Origin of the sequence: Acinetobacter sp. V110_1 (assembly GCF_031798975.1) — a bacterium.
Lineage (GTDB): Bacteria > Pseudomonadota > Gammaproteobacteria > Pseudomonadales > Moraxellaceae > Acinetobacter > Acinetobacter nosocomialis_A.
Genome location: NZ_JAVQNN010000027.1, coordinates 24,549 through 41,555, shown reverse-complemented (window position 1 = coordinate 41,555; position 17,007 = coordinate 24,549). Strand labels below are relative to the sequence as shown.

Genomic DNA, 17,007 nt, shown 5'->3' with positions numbered 1-17,007 from the left:
TCTGCATCACCGCCGATGGATGTGCATTATAGAGGATTAAGAACCCTTTGCAAGCGAAAATTAAAAAATAATGACTTGAACGTTTACTTTTAAACCAAATACCAAGTTAAGATGCTGTTTTATATAAATAATTATTTTAATAATTTATTTTCGATTTAAATATACAAGTATTATGCTCGATAATTCGCGTTTAAGTTGTTGTTCTGAGATAAGAAAATTGTTCTGCATCTCATAACGTATCATGGTAAAAAGCATATTATTCATACTTACAAAGGATTTATGCTGTACTTTTCGAAGTCCTATGCTTTATCCGCAATAGGCTTTATCAGAATCAAAGTAAGGCAAAAATCTTAGCGAGAATACATCAATAATTTTTAAAACCTAAAATAAAAAAGAAAGCCTGTTAACCAGACTTCCTTTTCCAAGTTTTAAAGAACTTATTGAGCTGATGAACTGTGCATGTGCATTTCAGCTTGATTCATTTGCTCATGTGTCTCCATCATCTGCTTATTTTTTTGGCTAGGCATATAATCAGGCTCATTGTTGATTGCCCAGTAAAAAATGATCATAAATAATAAAGCCAAGATAGAAGTCACAATAAGTAACTTCCATCCCCACCAAGATTGTTCAGGCGATAATTTATTTGTCATTTCATTTCTCTCTTTAAATTAATTCTTTCAGTTCATTTAATTCATTAAGCTGATTAAAACTTCATGCTCATACGAACCCAATAATTTCTTCCGATATTATTGAACTGTTCTTCACTCGCAAATCCAAAGCCTGCACTTCCCGCTTTATTTAAGTGTTCGGTGTAGGTTTTATCTAATACGTTGTCAATGCCAACAGATACATCAATATCTTTACGAAGGTTGTAACTTCCGTTTAAAGAAAGGGTTGAAAAACCTTTGCTTGGTTTTAGGTCATATCCCACGATATTACCCTGATGTAGGCTTACACGGTTTTGCTCAGCAACAGCACGCCATAACATTCCTAAGTTATATTTGTCAGCTACATAGCGAATATTTAAGCGACCTTCCAAAGGGGAAATTTGAGGTAGCGGTTTGTCATCTGTGGTGTTTTTACCCCACGCATACATGGCACTCAAATCTGCCTGAATATGGTCGGTAAATTGATATCCAATACCAGCTTCCGCACCAGCGATGGTTGCGTCGATATTTTTGGCACCCGCAGTAATATCATGACTCATATCATGCCCATCCATTCCCATACTTGGATGATGGTGGTAGCTCATTAAAATGTAGTCATCTACTAAGCCTGCATAAGCAGAAGCCCATGTGTTTAAAGCGCCATGTTGCTGCTGGAAGCCCATATCCAACTGTAATGTTTTCTCAGGATTGACACCGTTAAAGGTATTGGTTGAGCCAGCGTTCCCATGTTTAGGCGAGAAAAGCTCCCAATAATCAGGCATACGCTCTACATAACCTAAACCGATATAGCTTTTTAGGTCATGTTCAGGATGTTGATTTTCCCAGCGAACGAATGCACTCGGTAAAGTCTTTTCAAGTTTAGTATTAAAGCCTTTTGCTTTAGAGTCGGCACGTTCATCTTCAACTGTGACTCGATCTAAACGTGCACCTGTAACCAATTTGTTGAGATCGTTCCTTTGATAACCAAGTTCACCAAAAGCACCGTATGATTGAAAACGCATATCTTGACGGTATGGAATATTCATTGAAAGCATATTTGGCGATGACATGCTACCGCCATGTTTATTAAATTGAGAATCTACACCTGTGATTAGGCTCCACTTATTCCATTCAGAGGTCATGGCTAAACGCGAGTTTAGTGTACGACGTGTCACTTCCATTGCCATCGCGTTTGGCATGAGCATGGTCATACCACCATGGTTCATTTCAACTAATGGCGGTGTGCGCAAGCTAAAGTTATCCATAATATGGTCGTTATAGCTGTAGTTCACCTGCCCTTCAATTTTCTTAATGACATCAGTGATATTTTTCTTTTCGAACCGCAGACCTAAACTTTCTCGCGCAAATTGAGATCCGTCCATTGAACGTCCAGCATAAAGCGATTCACCATCAGATTTTCCACCTGTGAGTTCAATCCATGTGTCTTCATCTGGAGTAAAGCCAAGCGCTACATCAGCATTCCACTTCTTCCATGCTGAAGGTATGGTATTGCCGTCACCGTCTTGATAACTATTAGACTCTGAACGGTTGGCATTTAAACGAATATATTTTTTTTCATCGCCAATTGCCGCCTCAACATTATGGTCAATACGTCCATATGAACCTAGCAAAACACTTGCTTGCCCACGATAAGGTTTTTCAGAGGTAAGTTTCTCAGGTTGACGTTCAAAAAGTACCGTAGCTGCCGAACCTGTATTGGCATATTGAACAGTTTGCGGACCTTTAATGACAGAAATACGGTCATAACTTTCTGGATAAATATAAGAAGTTGGAGCATCCATACGGTTTGGACATGCACCTAAGTTCTCTGTGCCGTCCGTTAGAATTTTGATACGTGAACCAAACATGCCTCGGAATGTCACATCACCATTTGTTCCACCGCTTTGTATCGAGTTAAAACCCATAATACTTTGTAAATAGTCTGCACCGTCTGTAGCAGGTACTGGCTGAATTGGCTGTTTTGGGTCTGCATGTACAATCAAGCCATTTGCATCGTTACTTTGTTGTGCTGTAACAACAATAGGTGCTAATGAGTGAAGTGTTTTGGTATCGGCATCATTTTTTTCTGAATCAGCAAAAACCAGACACGAATAAGAGACAGCAAGCATCGCAACCCATAAAGGTTGTAGTAAAAATTTAGAATGTGGCATTTTTATACGCTCTAAAACATAAATAAAGTGATATTGAAGTCAATCAAGACCCCAACAAAAAATTGCTTTTATTTATGCAAATAGAGGCGGCGCTCGCCCTTGCGGGAGTAAGAAGAGTCGCTGTAGCGCAAAATAAACATGTCGAAATGCTTGTTGATAGGCGACTAAGCGAACTTGTATACGAACGAGTACCTCTTTTACGCCAAATTCAGGTGGTAAAACGAGATTGGCATAGACGGTACAATATTGGCACTGGTGATTTGCATCATGGTGGTCATGATGTTCAGGTACTTGTGCCTGTTCGATATGGTGTTCGTGATGTGAATGATGCATGGCATGTGACATGGTTTCCGTCTGTGTCTTGGGTTTAAGCAAAGCACGGGTAATAGTTTCACAGACCGGAGCAATTTGATATTGCTTCGGTAATAGCGGCTGTAGAAATACCGCAATCTGTAAAAACACTGCTGCACATGCGAGCAACAGACCACTACGAAAAACCAAAAATCACATCCACACTATAATGTTTGAAAAACTTTTAACGTTTTACCGCAACTTTTTCACGCTCGCGTTGACGAACAATCTTTTCGACTTTTTCGCGTGCACGCTGACGTTTAAGTGGCGACAAATAATCCACAAACAATTTGCCTTTTAAGTGATCCATTTCATGTTGGATACAAACAGCGAGAAGTCCGTCAGCTTCTATCTCAAATGCTTGACCTTCAAGGTTAATTGCCTCGATTTTCACACGTGACGGGCGATCAACTTTGTCGTATATTTGTGGCACTGATAGACAGCCTTCTTCGTACGGCTGCGTCTCTTCAGTCAGTGGAGTTATTTTGGGGTTAATGAAAACCAAAGGTTCATCTTTAGATTCAGACAAATCTATGACGATAAGCTGAATATGACGATCGACCTGAGAAGCTGCTAAACCAATACCTGGTGCCGCATACATGGTTTCAAGCATATCTGCTGCAAGTTGACGAATTTCATCAGTAACTTCTTCAACAGGCTTAGCAATGGTACGAAGACGGGGATCAGGAAAACTTAAAATAGGTAATAAGGCCATACTGACGTCCTCACTTATGCCATTGATTGAAAAACCAAATGAAGGAAATACTTCATCGAAAAATTGTGTGTTAGCCGCCTATTATAACGCATCTGCACGCATAATTTTTAGGAATTATCATAATGAAAAAGGTTTTTGACGGCATGGTTCAATTTCATGCTTTGGGGATAAAAAAGCATTTACTTGCTTTAGCACTCTGTACAGGAGTTGCGCTTGGTACGGTAGCAGAGGTTCATGCTGCCAGCCCAAACCATAATCCACCTTCTCTTAAAAGCAATGCACCCAATGTGTACATTGTAAAACGCGGGGATACACTATGGGATATTTCGGGACATTTTCTAAATAAACCATGGCGCTGGCCTGAAATCTGGGCAAGTAATCAACATGTAAAAAATCCGCACTGGATCTATCCGGGTGACCGATTACTATTATGTAGCCTAGATGGTCGCCCCCTAGTCGGTAAAGACGAAGGCGACGGCTGTGTCGGTATTATCCGCCGCTACACAGGTCAAACCACAAACCTGCAACCACAAGTTCGCGTCGAAGCATTAAATAATAGTGTTCCTGTTATTCCACTTGAACATATTAAACAGTGGTTAGAGAACAGTACTATTTTACCAGCTGACTCAATTACCAATACACCTTATGTTGTTGGTACAGCTGATCAACGTGTACTTGCAGGAAAAGGTCAAACTATTTATGCACGAGGACAAGGCTTAGTTCATGGTCAACGCTATGCAGTTTATCGCGAAGGTGAACCTTACTATTTTACAGACAGTAAAGGTAAAAAGCATAGTCTAGGCATTGAGCTGTCACAGGTTGCTTCGGGTGTTGCAATGTCTACTGAAAAAGACATCACCGCCTTAGAACTTACAGATAGCTATGATGGTGAAGTACGTCGTGGCGATCGTGTTATGCCTGAAGAACAAGCTAATTTACCAACATTGTTTTACCCCGTAGATGCAAAACAAGTGACTGACGGCGGCAAAATCATTCGTGTCATGGGGTCAATTGGTAGAGCTGCAAAAAATAGTGTCGTGACTTTGGACCGTGGTACAGCGCAAGGTGTTCAGGTAGGTCAAGTTTTTGACATTGACCAACAAGGAGAGACGATTCGCGACCCTAAAACCAAAGAGGCGATTCAACTTCCTGGTCAACAGATTGGTAGTCTGATGGTTTTTAGAACTTTTGATCAGCTTAGCTATGCTTATGTCCTAGAAAGCGATTTGCCTATTAAAGTCGGTTCAAGCATTCAGCCACCTCGCTTTAATGATTAATGCTGGATGTACCTTTTACAATGCTCACCCAACTTACTTCACACCATTACCACACACTTAAAGTGTGGTATTTGGTGCAGCACTCATTAGTCAGTTTTAAAAAAATTATTGATTATTTTGGAAACTGTGAAAAAGCAACTCAACCTAATGGATTAGCAGAATGGCCCTCTCTTGGGCTACATGCGAATCACTTAAAGCGTGTAAACGAATTTCAAACAGTCCAAGGTCAGGCTCAGTTCGAACAGCTTGTACAACAAGTTCATCAACATACTGATTTTATTTTGACACCTGATGACTCTGGCTACCCTACTCAATTGCTTCCTTATACAGATCATCCACCTATTATTTTCGGGAAAGGCCAAGCTCAAGCTTTATTGCAACCACAAATCGCGATTGTCGGTAGCCGAAAACCAAGCCCACATGGTCGTCAGGTAGCTTATGATTTTGCCTATTACTTAAGTGAAAAGGGCTTTTTTATTAGTAGTGGTCTGGCTTATGGCATTGATGAAGCAGCCCACCAAGGTGCATCCGCCCATCAACGTACAATCGCAGTCACTGGTACGGGCTTAGATAGTACTTATCCAGCTCAAAATAAAAAACTGGCAGAACATATTTTGGCTCAGAACGGCGCCATTATTACTGAGTTTTTACCGGGGACACCGCCCTTACAGCAACATTTCCCACGTAGAAACCGAATTGTTAGCGGTCTGAGTTTAGGCGTATTAGTTGTGGAAGCGACTTTAAAAAGTGGCTCACTCATCACGGCCAATAAAGCTGCTGAACAAGGCAAAACCGTATTTGCCATTCCGGGCCATATTTATAGTGAGTTTCATCAAGGATGCCATCAACTTATTCGTGAAGGTGCAATTTTAGTCGACCATCCTGAACAAATTATTGAAGATCTTGCATTGCCAACTCAATGGCAAAGTCAGCAACAAAGTCAAACTGAAGAAGTTAATGTAAATACCCCAGAAATTCCTGAGCATTTAATTGACCTTTATCAGTCTTTAGACTGGGTAGGCCAGAATATTGACCAGCTTGTTATTCATCATAATGTTGCAGTTTCTGAACTGACCTCTTCACTGATGGAACTAGAACTACTCGGTTTATGTATGCAACAATCAGGGCTGTATTTACGTTGTCGTTCTTAGTATTAGGGCGCACAATAACGATTCTGTTTGATTAAAAGGAAAGTATTACCATGATTACGACCTCAGTGACCGAAGCAGCCGAATGTTTACAACAAGGTCAAGTTTTGGCATATCCAACTGAGGCAGTCTGGGGATTAGGCTGTGATCCATTTAATGAACAAGCTTTTCAAAAAATTCTTGAATTGAAGCAGCGCCCTATTGAAAAGGGCGTCATTTTATTAGCTGGACACATTAGTCAAGTCGAGCATTTACTGACTTCATTACCGCAAACGACTCAACAAGAAATTATTGATTGCTGGTCTAACCATCAACCATCAGAAAGAGCCACGACCTGGCTATTGCCAGCCGATCAACATATTCCTTCATGGATTAAGGGCGAACACCCGCTTGTTGCTGTACGAGTAACAACCCATCCTTTATGTGTCGCTTTATGTAATGCTTTTCATGGCTTCATTGTATCGACGAGTGCAAACCCGAGTGGACAAGAACCGGCTCATTCATTACAAGATGCCTGCCAATACTTTGGTTCACAATTAAACTATCTTAATGGTGACTTAGGGCAAAGTCAGCAACCAAGTCGAATCATTAATGCCTTAACTGGTGAAGTCATTCGCCCATAATTTTAGACAAAAAAAAGCTCAGTTATATAGGGATAACTGAGCATAAAAAAGGATGGGTATATACCACATCCAGAGGGTTTGGATATCTCTGGAACGAAAGAAAAATTGCTTAAAATAGCGTCTTTCGTAGTGGTCGCTATTATGTGTTAAGAGGCTAGAGGAGAGAAATATATTATTTCTCTAAAAAAAGCATGAAAAGTGTAGGGAATTTAGAATTTTTCGCTTATAAGTTAAAATTATATTAATATTTTTACTCGTCTTTTTTAATATTTATATTTCAACTTGTTTTTATAATCTATTTATAAATCATATAGAAAAACTTTAACTAAGAAAAATATGGCATATTTTCATCAGTTTTTTCAAAATATGCCATAGTTTTTTCAATGACTTTAGTTTTGCTCCGGTAATAGATCCGATTTTTTAGAATTAACCTTCTTTTGAGCCATAATAATACCTACCAGAATCATAATTCCGCCGAAGGTATGATAGATCGTCCATTGCTCAGATAACCAAACGCTTGCTATAACTGCTGTAAAGACAGGGACCAAGTTCATAAATATACTTGTTCTATTTGGTCCAAGTTGTTGTACTGCTAACATCCAAACTAACGGCGCAATTAAAGACGCAAATACACCTGCATAAATTGCACTTGGCGCATTTTGTGCATTCAAGCCATCAAGACCAAACCAGAAAATCAAAGGAAGGTGGAACAATACAGAAAAACCAATCTGAACGTATAAGCTTGTCATGATTGGAAGTGGAAGCTGCCATTTTTTAAGGAAAACCCCATAAAATGCATAGAAGAACACAGCAACAATCATGAGTGCATCACCAAGATGACCGCCAGCACTTAACAACTGGTTAATGTCGCCCTGACACATGACATATAGCAAGCCTGCAAAAGACAAAATACTGCCAAAGACTGCAAATCGATTAGGCACATCTTTTAAAATGGCAAGCGAAACAAAAATAGTGAAGATCGGAATAAAGGCATTCACAATTCCCATATTGGTCGCACTAGTATAATGAGCCGCTGTATAGGCAAGACCTTGATAAAGCACCATCCCAAATGCACTCAATACTGCAAGCTTAGGCAAATACATTTTTACCAGCTGTCGTTGTCTCCAAACTGGTAAAAGCATAAATGGCGTTAAAATAATAAAGGCTATTAACCACCGATAAAAACTAATGCTGACAGGAGAAATATAATCTGAGACATAGCGGGTGACTACAATATTTAAAGACCAAATCAGTACTGCCAGAATGGGAAAAATAAATGCCCATTTGTGATATTTCATGACCTGACTCATAGTAATACACCATCTACAAAAGAGATTTTATTCTGAAGAATGTCTTAATAAATTGAAATATCGTATTTCCGACATTGATATTGAACTTAGGACATCATTAATTTTTTAAAATAATGCCCAAGCTTTCATGGCATGTTCTACCACTTTATGTAGTTGCTCAGTACTCGCGCCATCTCTCGCCTGAATAGTCAACCCTTGAATAACGGTGGCATAAAAATCAGTCATTTCTTGTAGAGGAGCATTAGCAGATAAGTCGCCCTGCTCTACACCTTGTTCTAGACGTTTTAATAATTTTTCTTTGGTCTTTATACGTTTATCTAATAAATTTTGCTGTACATCTTGAGTTGCATCAGAGCAATTCATCGCCGCAACGACCAACATACAACCTGCTGGTTTATTGGGTTGAACCAGTCGTTTCACATTGTCATAAAGATATAACTCAAAAGCAATTTTTGCAGTTTTTGCTTCTAAAAAGATTGTTTCAATAGGACATGCTTCATGAGCTAAGTAGTAATCAATGCTTTTATAAAACAAGCCTGCCTTATCACCAAAAGTACTGTATAAACTCGGTGCTGTAATTTCTAAAGCCTGCGTCAAGTCACTAATAGACGTTGCTTCATAGCCATGTTCCCAAAAAAGTAACATTGCTTTTTCTAACACTTGTTGCTCATCAAAGCATTTAGGGCGTCCACGCTTCTTTTTTAGCGTGTCTTCGTTAACAGCAAGATCTGTTTCATGCCTATTTGTCATAAAGATCACATCTATTTTTATAACAATCGTTATTAAATTAATTGACGTTCGATTTTTTATCAACTATTTTATTTTCATAATGATCGTTAGTTAATTAAAAAATTGCCTTTCTTCACTCCAAATTTAGCCAAGTCAGGATTTATTATGGACCAATCTACTACCTCTAAACCGCGACCCATGACCTCCACTCAAGGGAGCTGGTTTGCCATTTTGGCCGTTGCCATTGCAGCATTTGCATTAGTAACAAGTGAATTTTTACCTGTTGGTGTTTTAAATAGCGTTGCAGCTGATTTACATATTTCTGTGGGTACAGCTGGTCTTATTATTACCGTACCCGGCATTATGGCAGCGATTGCGGCCCCACTATTACCTGTTTCAGTAAAACAACTTGACCGTCGTTATGTTCTTATTTTACTGACAGCAATTATGGTGATTGCCAATACCATTACTGCTTTTGCAGAAAACTTCCATGTTTTATTACTGAGCCGCTTAATTTTAGGCATCTCAATTGGCGGTTTCTGGGCCACAGCTATTGCATTAAGCGGCAAGCTCGCACCTGCACATTTACCTATTGCTAAAGCAACTGCTGTAGTCATGGCTGGTGTAACGTTTGCCACTGTACTAGGAGTCCCGATTGGAACATGGCTAAGTGAGTTTTATGGGTGGCGTAGTGCATTTGGTATTACCGCTGCGATCGGTCTTGTTGTACTCGTACTTCAACTTATTTTCTTGCCTAAACTTGTACCAGACTCAGCAATTCACATAAGAGATTTACCAGCACTATTACGCACTCCTAAGGCACGTAGTGGCATGTTAATTGTTTTATTAATTGGTCTTGCTCACTTCTGTGCTTATAGTTATTTAGCACCTTTCTTTAAGAATATTGCAGGATTCAACGGTACCACTATTAGTTCATTACTATTGCTTTACGGAATTGCTGGTATTTTTGGAAATGCATTTGCAGGATATAGCGGCAACTTAAACGTCCGTTACACTCTAGCCTTCGTTGGAACATGTTTTGCAATCGTGTTTTTCGGCTTTCCTATCTTTGCTATTCATGAATTTGGTGCCATCGTTTTGACTGCACTATGGGGCTTTGCATTCGGTGCCTTTCCTACCTCTGCCAATATATGGATGTTTGTACACGCACCTCATGCAGTGGAAAAAGGCATGCCGCTCTTTGTTGGTATGTTCCAAGTCATGATTGCGACAGGCTCATTATTAGGTGGCTATGTAGTTGATCATTTCAATGAAAATACTTTAATTTATGGTGTATTAAGCTTCGTTGCTTTAGCATTAATTAGTACATTTACCTTTGCCAAAGGCTTAAATAATCCTAAAGCGACTTGTGAAAATTAAAATATTATTCAGAGTAAATAGATGAAAAATGAGGACCAACAATTTTCCTTATTGAACAATATAGAAGTTCATGAATTTCTATATGAAAAAGAAGATATTGTTCGTCCTCATGCTTCACTTTGGGGAGATTTTAATTTCAGTTTGAATGGCATTTTGGAAATGCAAGTAGAAGAACAAATCTACTTATCTCCTCCAAGCTATGGACTTTGGATTCCACCTCAAACGGTCCATCAATCTACTCATATCGATCATGAAATTCACTATATCTGTATTCGACTACACCCTAGCCTCTGTTCTATTTTAGGTGATGCCTGTAAATGCTTTAGTATTCAGCCTTTCTTTCGAACTCTGGTTTTACAAATTTTGGAGCAGCAAAAACAAAATGGAAAACCTGAATATTTAGAACATCTTTTGCAAGTTCTATTTGATCAGTTACAACAAGCCACAGCATATTCTCATTACTTACCCCAAACACGTCATCCAGTTTTACTACCAATTTTAGAAAAACTTTCAGACCCATTATTTTTTAATCACTCTTTACAGCAATTACTTCAGAATTTTTCAGTCAGTGATCGTCATTTATTGCGTTTAAGCCAACAAGAGTTACAACTTTCTTTATCCGAATGGCGTAATAGAGCCAAAATTGTTTATGCCATTCATCAAATTCGACAAGGCATGCCTATTAAACGTTTAGCATATGATTTAGGTTATCAACACAGTTCCAGTTTTATTGAATTTTTTAAGAGATATACAGGCCAGACCCCTGTTCAAATCAGAAACAATTAGCTCATAGATTGCTTTTTCTTCTCTTTTTATTTTTTGAACACGAATATTATTGCACTCCTCAACAATAGCAGTTAAAACAAATGCGTTACTTGATATCAATTACAATCTTCAGGAAAGACTCATGACTCAATCTGTATATCACATTCCAGTAAAAGCTATTTCAGGCGAAGCGGTTGACCTTGATCAATATAAAGGTAAGGTTTTATTAATTGTAAACACAGCATCTAAATGTGGTTTAACTCCACAATACGAAGGCTTAGAAAAGCTTTATCAAGCAAAGAAAGATCAAGGTCTTGAAATTTTAGGTTTCCCTGCAAACAACTTTAAAGAACAAGAACCTGGTTCGGATGAAGAAATTCAACAATTCTGTTCATTAAACTACGATGTTCATTTCCCGCTTTTCTCAAAAATCTCTGTAGTAGGCGAAGATAAGCACCCACTTTATCAAGCACTGACAGCAGCTCAACCAGAACGCATTGGCGAAGGTCCTTTCCGCGAGCGTTTAGAAGGCTTAGGTATTCCAACGAACCCTGCTCCAGAAGTGTTATGGAACTTTGAGAAATTCTTAGTAAATAAAAATGGTGAAGTTGTTGCTCGTTTTGCCCCAAACTTAACAGCAGATGATGAACAAATTGTAAAAGCAGTTGAAGCAGAGTTAGCTAAATAATTTTTATAGCAATTTCATAAAAAAAGAGTGCTACAGCGCTCTTTTTTATTGTCTGGTCAAAATGTTGTTCATTTGCAACAATACCTTATTTCTACATATTTTATGCATATAGTACGCACTTGCTTTACTTGGTATGTGTATAGTTATGAAAAAAGTTTTACAAGGCGCATTTTTTCCATTTGTGATTTTTGCTTCAGGTATGTTGTTACTTGGATGCGATCAGGCACAAGACCATGCTAAGGAACAAGAGTCTGCTCAAACTAATGACCAAGTATCAGAACAAGCAGATGATTCTTCACAAGAAATTACACCTACAAAAAATAAAACTGAGTTAAAAAGCGGTAATGTTTTTTATATCGTTCGTGACGCGGCTAACTTACAGTTAAAAGCTGGCGACTATATTGAAAAGCTTAAAGACACTCAACTTGATGTTGAACAAGCCATTCAAGATGAAGATAAGCAAGAGCTAAAAACAACTGTAACGACATTAAAACAGCAACTAAAAGGCTTAAATCAAGCATTATTGACTTTAGATATAAGAAGTCAGGAAGTTGAAAATATTCGTCAAAACCTACTACAAGCAAACCAACAAGCTTTAAGTATGCCGTTATTAAATGGAAAATTAGAACAAATTGATTTCGACCAAATTGAGAAGCAACTTAATACTATCCAAATGGATATGGTCAAACTCGCTGCACTGATTATGGCAGGAGATGAAAAATCAGATTCAAAAACTGATTCTTAATTTTCTTTTCAAGAATAAAAAAAGCCACCTTTACGGTGGCTTTTTCAATCTCGAACCGCGTCTTATTGAGCGCGGTTTTTGATTTTACGGATTGTTTCAAGCTGGCCTGAGATCTCTGAAAGAGATGCCAAAGCAGCAGCTGAGTCCAAATCACTCTTTTGGTTTGCAAGCAATTGTTCAGCATTTTTACGTGCTTCTAAAATTGCAGCTTCATCCAAATTGTCAGCACGGATTGCAGTATCTGCAAGAACCGTTACAACATGAGGTTGAACTTCTAAAACACCGCCAGATACATAGACGATTTCTTCTGTACCATTTTCCAACAGAACACGAATCGGGCCCGGTTGAAGCAAAGTTACAAGTGGAGCGTGTCCTGGCAAAATACCAAGTTCACCACCTGCACCTTTCGCGATTAACATCGTCACTGCGCCAGAGTAAATAGACTCTTTAACACTTACGACATCACATTGCATAGTCGCCATGAGATGATCTCCTTAAATTAGAGTTTCTCAGCTTTAGCAATCACTTCGTCAATACCACCAACCATATAGAACGCTTGTTCTGGGATGTGATCGTATTCACCAGCTAATAGACCTTTAAAGCCACGAATCGTTTCTTTAAGTGGTACTAATTTACCAGGAGCACCAGTAAATACTTCAGCTACGTGGAATGGTTGAGAGAAGAAACGTTGGATTTTACGCGCACGGTAAACAACCAACTTATCTTCTTCTGCCAATTCATCCATACCCAAGATTGCGATGATGTCTTTAAGCTCTTTATAGCGTTGCAATACGTTTTGTACTGCGCGCGCAATTTCATAGTGCTCTTGACCAACAACTAATGGGTCTAACTGACGTGAAGTTGAGTCAAGTGGATCGATCGCTGGATAAATACCAGAAGATGCGATGTCACGGCTCAATACTACTGTTGCATCTAAGTGAGCAAATGTAGTTGCAGGCGATGGGTCTGTTAAGTCATCGGCAGGTACATATACTGCTTGGATCGATGTGATCGAACCAGATTTAGTAGATGTAATACGCTCTTGAAGAACACCCATTTCTTCTGCAAGTGTAGGTTGGTAACCTACTGCAGATGGCATACGACCTAACAATGCTGATACTTCAGTACCCGCAAGTGTATAACGGTAGATGTTGTCGACGAATAATAATACGTCACGACCTTTACCATTTTCGTCTTTTTGATCACGGAAGTATTCAGCCATAGTCAAACCAGTTAACGCAACGCGTAAACGGTTACCTGGTGGCTCGTTCATCTGACCGTAGACCATTGCTACTTTGTCAAGAACGTTAGAATCTTTCATTTCGTGATAGAAGTCGTTACCTTCACGAGTACGCTCACCAACACCAGCAAATACAGATAAACCTGAGTGTGCTTTTGCGATGTTGTTGATCAATTCCATCATGTTAACGGTTTTACCAACACCCGCACCACCGAATAAACCAACTTTACCACCTTTTGCGAACGGGCAAAGTAAGTCAATTACTTTAATACCAGTTTCTAAAAGGTCAGTAGAAGCTGCTTGTTCAGCATAAGAAGGCGCTTGACGGTGAATCGGCAAACGTTCTTCAGTCGCAACAGGACCTGCTTCATCGATAGGACGACCTAAAACGTCCATGATACGGCCAAGCGTAGCTGGGCCCACTGGAACAGAGATCGGTGCGTTTGTGCTAGTTACATTAAGGCCACGTTTAAGACCTTCTGTAGAACCCATTGCGATGGTACGAACAACACCATCACCAAGTTGTTGCTGAACTTCTAAAGTAGTTTCAGTACCGTCAACTTGGAGAGCGTCATAGATCTTAGGAACGCTTGTGCGCTCAAACTCGACGTCGATAACCGCGCCGATGATCTGAATGATACGACCGCTACTCATTGCTGTCTCCTCAATTCAAACTTAATAATGTTAAACGGCAGCGGCACCGCCAACGATCTCGGAAATTTCCTGAGTAATCGCGGCTTGACGCAGCTTGTTGTAAATGAGTTGTAGGTCTTTAATCAATTGTCCTGCGTTGTCTGTCGCTGCTTTCATCGCGACCATACGAGCTGACTGCTCACATGCAACGTTCTCAATCACACCTTGATAAACCATAGACTCGATATAGCGAACCAACAAACCATTTAACAATTCTTCTGCTTCTGGTTCGTAGATATAGTCCCAACCATAAGTACGGTTGAGATCATCGCCTTCTTCTGCCGGTGCTAAAGGAACAAGTTGTTCTACTTTAGGCTGCTGAGTCATTGCATTAACGAAACCATTTGATACGAGGTAGATACGATCTAATTCGCCTTTATCAAATGCATCAAGCATAACTTGCACTGAGCCAGTTAACTGTTCCAAACTCGGCGCATCGCCAAGTTGGGTAGTTGCACCAAGCACTTTACCGCCGTAATTCTTAAAAAACGAAACCGCTTTTTGACCAATTAAAGCAAATTCAACTTCAATTGACTGCTGTTGTTGTGCTTTGACATGCTGCACAACTTTCTTGAACAAGTTAATGTTCAAGCCACCTGCCAAACCACGATCTGAAGACACTACGATATAGCCAACACGCTTAACTGGGCGATCAACCATATAACGGTGTTTATATTCAGGGTTTGCTTGTACCAAGTGAGCAATTACACGGCGCATATTATCGGCATACGGACGGCCTTGAGCCATGCGCTCTTGCGCACGACGCATTTTAGAAGCAGCTACCATTTGCATCGCGCGAGTAATCTTTTGCGTGCTCTTGATACTAGCTACTTTGGCGCGAATTTCTTTTAAATTTGCCATACGCTTAACCTAGTATTCGAAAGCCCTTTCGAGCTTCCGAAGGTTGATCCGTGAACCAAACTTAACTAAAACTGAACTTAGTAAGTTTGAGTCGCTTTAAAGCTTTCAATACCTGCTTTGATTGCTGCTTCGATGTCTTTGTTGTAATCACCAGTTTCATCGATTTGTTTCATCAACGGAGCATATTCAGAACGGAAGTAAGCAATTAACGCAGCATCAAAGTCTACGATTTTCTTAACTTCTACGTCAGCCATATAGCCTTCGTTAGATGCATAAACAGAAACAGCTTGGTCAGCAATTGAGTAAGGAGCATATTGTTTTTGCTTCATTAACTCAGTTACACGTTGACCATGTTCAAGTTGCTTACGAGTTGCTTCGTCAAGGTCAGAAGCGAACTGAGCAAACGCAGCCAATTCACGGTATTGTGCTAAAGCGGTACGGATACCACCAGACAATTTTTTGATGATCTTAGTTTGAGCAGAACCACCAACACGAGATACAGAGATACCCGCGTTCACAGCAGGACGGATACCTGCGTTGAATAATGATGTTTCTAAGAAGATCTGACCGTCAGTAATCGAAATTACGTTCGTTGGTACGAATGCAGATACGTCACCTGCTTGAGTTTCAATAATTGGCAATGCAGTTAAAGAACCAGTTTGACCAGTTACTGCGCCATTAGTGAATTTCTCAACGTAGTCAGCAGATACACGAGAAGCACGTTCAAGAAGACGTGAGTGAAGATAGAATACGTCACCTGGATACGCTTCACGACCTGGTGGACGACGTAAAAGTAATGAAATTTGACGGTAAGCAACAGCTTGCTTAGACAAATCATCATAAATGATAAGAGCGTCTTCACCGCGGTCACGGAAGTATTCACCCATTGTACAGCCAGAGTACGGAGCTAAATACTGCATTGCAGCAGGATCAGCAGCCGCAGCAGCGACAACAGTTGTATACGCCATAGCGCCAGTTTCTTCTAGCTTACGTACAACGTTTGCAATTGTTGATTGTTTTTGACCAATCGCAACGTATACACATTTAATGCCAGAGTTTTTCTGAGCGATGATCGCATCGATCGCCATTGCTGTTTTACCAGTTTGACGGTCACCAATAATCAACTCACGCTGACCACGACCCACAGGAATCATGGTATCAACTGATTTATAACCAGTTTGAACAGGCTCGTCTACTGATTGACGCCAAATTACGCCTGGTGCTACTTTTTCAACAGCATCAGTTAATTTTGCATCAATTGGGCCTTTACCATCAATTGGGTTACCCAAAGCATCTACTACACGGCCAAGAAGTTCAGGACCAACTGGAACTTCTAAAACACGACCTGTACAACGAGCTTTTTGACCTTCTTGAAGGCTTAGGTAGTTACCTAAAACAACGGCACCCACTGAATCCTGTTCTAGGTTCAGTGCCATACCAAATAAGCCGCCGTCGAATTCGATCATTTCACCGTACATTGCATCAGCAAGACCGTGAATACGCACGATACCGTCGGATACCATAACAATGGTACCTTCGTTTTTAGCGGTCGCGCTGGTGTCCAGATCTCCGATACGCTGTTTAATGAGCGCACTGATCTCGGATGGATTCAGTTGTTGCATTGCGCTATTCCTCAATCTTTTATTAGTTCAGTCTTCATCATT

At 39.9% G+C, this 17,007-nt stretch carries 17 protein-coding genes and 1 pseudogene; 7 read left to right on the top strand and 11 right to left on the bottom strand.

The genetic code is table 11. The features are described from left to right. Positions 1 to 144: 144 nt before the first annotated feature. From RMA95_RS10585 to def, 5 genes and pseudogenes are all read right to left on the bottom strand, one after another. A pseudogene (locus RMA95_RS10585) lies at positions 145 to 291 on the bottom strand (TetR/AcrR family transcriptional regulator); the annotation flags it as partial. 146 nt (positions 292 to 437) lie between these two features. Further along, positions 438 to 650: a hypothetical protein gene (locus tag RMA95_RS10580; protein WP_311070409.1), complete on the bottom strand. Its 213-nt coding sequence runs from the start codon at positions 648 to 650 to the stop codon at positions 438 to 440. A gap of 53 nt (positions 651 to 703) precedes the next feature. Then, on the bottom strand, positions 704 to 2,818 hold the full coding sequence (locus RMA95_RS10575; protein WP_311070407.1) for a TonB-dependent copper receptor: 2,115 nt from the start codon (positions 2,816 to 2,818) through the stop codon (positions 704 to 706). 72 nt (positions 2,819 to 2,890) lie between these two features. Continuing rightward, positions 2,891 to 3,319, bottom strand: coding sequence for a DUF2946 family protein (locus tag RMA95_RS10570; protein ID WP_311070405.1), 429 nt, complete (start codon positions 3,317 to 3,319; stop codon positions 2,891 to 2,893). 34 nt (positions 3,320 to 3,353) lie between these two features. Beyond that, complete coding sequence (gene def / locus RMA95_RS10565) at positions 3,354 to 3,884, bottom strand: peptide deformylase (protein WP_004705924.1); 531 nt, start codon at positions 3,882 to 3,884, stop codon at positions 3,354 to 3,356. A gap of 122 nt (positions 3,885 to 4,006) precedes the next feature. Between def and RMA95_RS10560 the strand changes: the two genes are divergently transcribed. The 3 genes from RMA95_RS10560 to RMA95_RS10550 are packed head-to-tail and all read left to right on the top strand — an operon-like array spanning position 4,007 to position 6,932. After that, positions 4,007 to 5,161 carry a LysM peptidoglycan-binding domain-containing protein gene (locus RMA95_RS10560; RefSeq protein WP_311070402.1) on the top strand — a complete coding sequence of 385 codons (1,155 nt, stop codon included), beginning with the start codon at positions 4,007 to 4,009 and terminating at the stop codon, positions 5,159 to 5,161. Between the two features lie 20 nt (positions 5,162 to 5,181). Next, the gene (dprA, locus tag RMA95_RS10555) at positions 5,182 to 6,312 is read left to right on the top strand and encodes a DNA-processing protein DprA (RefSeq protein ID WP_311070400.1); all 1,131 of its coding nucleotides are present in this window, start codon (positions 5,182 to 5,184) and stop codon (positions 6,310 to 6,312) included. 50 nt (positions 6,313 to 6,362) lie between these two features. Then, positions 6,363 to 6,932 carry an L-threonylcarbamoyladenylate synthase gene (locus tag RMA95_RS10550; protein ID WP_019458003.1) on the top strand — a complete coding sequence of 190 codons (570 nt, stop codon included), beginning with the start codon at positions 6,363 to 6,365 and terminating at the stop codon, positions 6,930 to 6,932. Positions 6,933 to 7,321: 389 nt separating this feature from the next. Here RMA95_RS10550 and RMA95_RS10545 read toward each other — a convergent pair whose 3' ends face one another. Both RMA95_RS10545 and RMA95_RS10540 read right to left on the bottom strand, forming a co-directional pair. Continuing rightward, positions 7,322 to 8,242 carry a DMT family transporter gene (locus tag RMA95_RS10545; RefSeq protein ID WP_311070397.1) on the bottom strand — a complete coding sequence of 307 codons (921 nt, stop codon included), beginning with the start codon at positions 8,240 to 8,242 and terminating at the stop codon, positions 7,322 to 7,324. A 105-nt stretch (positions 8,243 to 8,347) separates the two neighbouring features. Then, a complete protein-coding gene (locus tag RMA95_RS10540; protein ID WP_079744781.1) occupies positions 8,348 to 9,001 on the bottom strand; it encodes a TetR/AcrR family transcriptional regulator in 654 nt (217 codons plus the stop codon). A gap of 135 nt (positions 9,002 to 9,136) precedes the next feature. Between RMA95_RS10540 and RMA95_RS10535 the strand changes: the two genes are divergently transcribed. From RMA95_RS10535 to RMA95_RS10520, 4 genes are all read left to right on the top strand, one after another. After that, a complete protein-coding gene (locus tag RMA95_RS10535) occupies positions 9,137 to 10,351 on the top strand; it encodes an MFS transporter (protein WP_311070395.1) in 1,215 nt (404 codons plus the stop codon). A 21-nt stretch (positions 10,352 to 10,372) separates the two neighbouring features. Next, a complete protein-coding gene (locus RMA95_RS10530; protein WP_311070393.1) occupies positions 10,373 to 11,137 on the top strand; it encodes an AraC family transcriptional regulator in 765 nt (254 codons plus the stop codon). Between the two features lie 121 nt (positions 11,138 to 11,258). After that, on the top strand, positions 11,259 to 11,804 hold the full coding sequence (locus tag RMA95_RS10525) for a glutathione peroxidase (protein ID WP_263612703.1): 546 nt from the start codon (positions 11,259 to 11,261) through the stop codon (positions 11,802 to 11,804). Between the two features lie 145 nt (positions 11,805 to 11,949). Continuing rightward, complete coding sequence (locus RMA95_RS10520; RefSeq protein ID WP_311070390.1) at positions 11,950 to 12,549, top strand: hypothetical protein; 600 nt, start codon at positions 11,950 to 11,952, stop codon at positions 12,547 to 12,549. 62 nt (positions 12,550 to 12,611) lie between these two features. Here RMA95_RS10520 and RMA95_RS10515 read toward each other — a convergent pair whose 3' ends face one another. The 4 genes from RMA95_RS10515 to atpA form a co-directional block, all read right to left on the bottom strand. Then, the gene (locus tag RMA95_RS10515) at positions 12,612 to 13,031 is read right to left on the bottom strand and encodes a F0F1 ATP synthase subunit epsilon (RefSeq protein ID WP_002054176.1); all 420 of its coding nucleotides are present in this window, start codon (positions 13,029 to 13,031) and stop codon (positions 12,612 to 12,614) included. 17 nt (positions 13,032 to 13,048) lie between these two features. After that, on the bottom strand, positions 13,049 to 14,443 hold the full coding sequence (gene atpD, locus RMA95_RS10510; protein ID WP_004705936.1) for a F0F1 ATP synthase subunit beta: 1,395 nt from the start codon (positions 14,441 to 14,443) through the stop codon (positions 13,049 to 13,051). Between the two features lie 30 nt (positions 14,444 to 14,473). Beyond that, positions 14,474 to 15,343, bottom strand: a complete 870-nt coding sequence (atpG, locus tag RMA95_RS10505) for a F0F1 ATP synthase subunit gamma (protein WP_002114131.1) — start codon at positions 15,341 to 15,343, stop codon at positions 14,474 to 14,476. Between the two features lie 77 nt (positions 15,344 to 15,420). Next, positions 15,421 to 16,965 (bottom strand): F0F1 ATP synthase subunit alpha, encoded by a 1,545-nt coding sequence (atpA, locus tag RMA95_RS10500; protein ID WP_004705937.1) that lies wholly within the window; start codon positions 16,963 to 16,965, stop codon positions 15,421 to 15,423. Positions 16,966 to 17,007 lie beyond the last annotated feature (42 nt).

Bases quoted from the DNA above. Each gene is read 5' to 3' on its own strand.
- RMA95_RS10580 (WP_311070409.1), bottom strand. From the start codon at position 650: ATGACAAATAAATTATCGCCTGAACAATCTTGGTGGGGATGGAAGTTA.
- RMA95_RS10575 (WP_311070407.1), bottom strand. From the start codon at position 2,818: ATGCCACATTCTAAATTTTTACTACAACCTTTATGGGTTGCGATGCTT.
- def (WP_004705924.1), bottom strand. From the start codon at position 3,884: ATGGCCTTATTACCTATTTTAAGTTTTCCTGATCCCCGTCTTCGTACC.
- RMA95_RS10560 (WP_311070402.1), top strand. From the start codon at position 4,007: ATGAAAAAGGTTTTTGACGGCATGGTTCAATTTCATGCTTTGGGGATA.
- dprA (WP_311070400.1), top strand. From the start codon at position 5,182: ATGCTCACCCAACTTACTTCACACCATTACCACACACTTAAAGTGTGG.
- RMA95_RS10550 (WP_019458003.1), top strand. From the start codon at position 6,363: ATGATTACGACCTCAGTGACCGAAGCAGCCGAATGTTTACAACAAGGT.
- RMA95_RS10545 (WP_311070397.1), bottom strand. From the start codon at position 8,242: ATGAGTCAGGTCATGAAATATCACAAATGGGCATTTATTTTTCCCATT.
- RMA95_RS10535 (WP_311070395.1), top strand. From the start codon at position 9,137: ATGGACCAATCTACTACCTCTAAACCGCGACCCATGACCTCCACTCAA.
- RMA95_RS10530 (WP_311070393.1), top strand. From the start codon at position 10,373: ATGAAAAATGAGGACCAACAATTTTCCTTATTGAACAATATAGAAGTT.
- RMA95_RS10525 (WP_263612703.1), top strand. From the start codon at position 11,259: ATGACTCAATCTGTATATCACATTCCAGTAAAAGCTATTTCAGGCGAA.
- RMA95_RS10520 (WP_311070390.1), top strand. From the start codon at position 11,950: ATGAAAAAAGTTTTACAAGGCGCATTTTTTCCATTTGTGATTTTTGCT.
- RMA95_RS10515 (WP_002054176.1), bottom strand. From the start codon at position 13,031: ATGGCGACTATGCAATGTGATGTCGTAAGTGTTAAAGAGTCTATTTAC.
- atpD (WP_004705936.1), bottom strand. From the start codon at position 14,443: ATGAGTAGCGGTCGTATCATTCAGATCATCGGCGCGGTTATCGACGTC.
- atpG (WP_002114131.1), bottom strand. From the start codon at position 15,343: ATGGCAAATTTAAAAGAAATTCGCGCCAAAGTAGCTAGTATCAAGAGC.
- atpA (WP_004705937.1), bottom strand. From the start codon at position 16,965: ATGCAACAACTGAATCCATCCGAGATCAGTGCGCTCATTAAACAGCGT.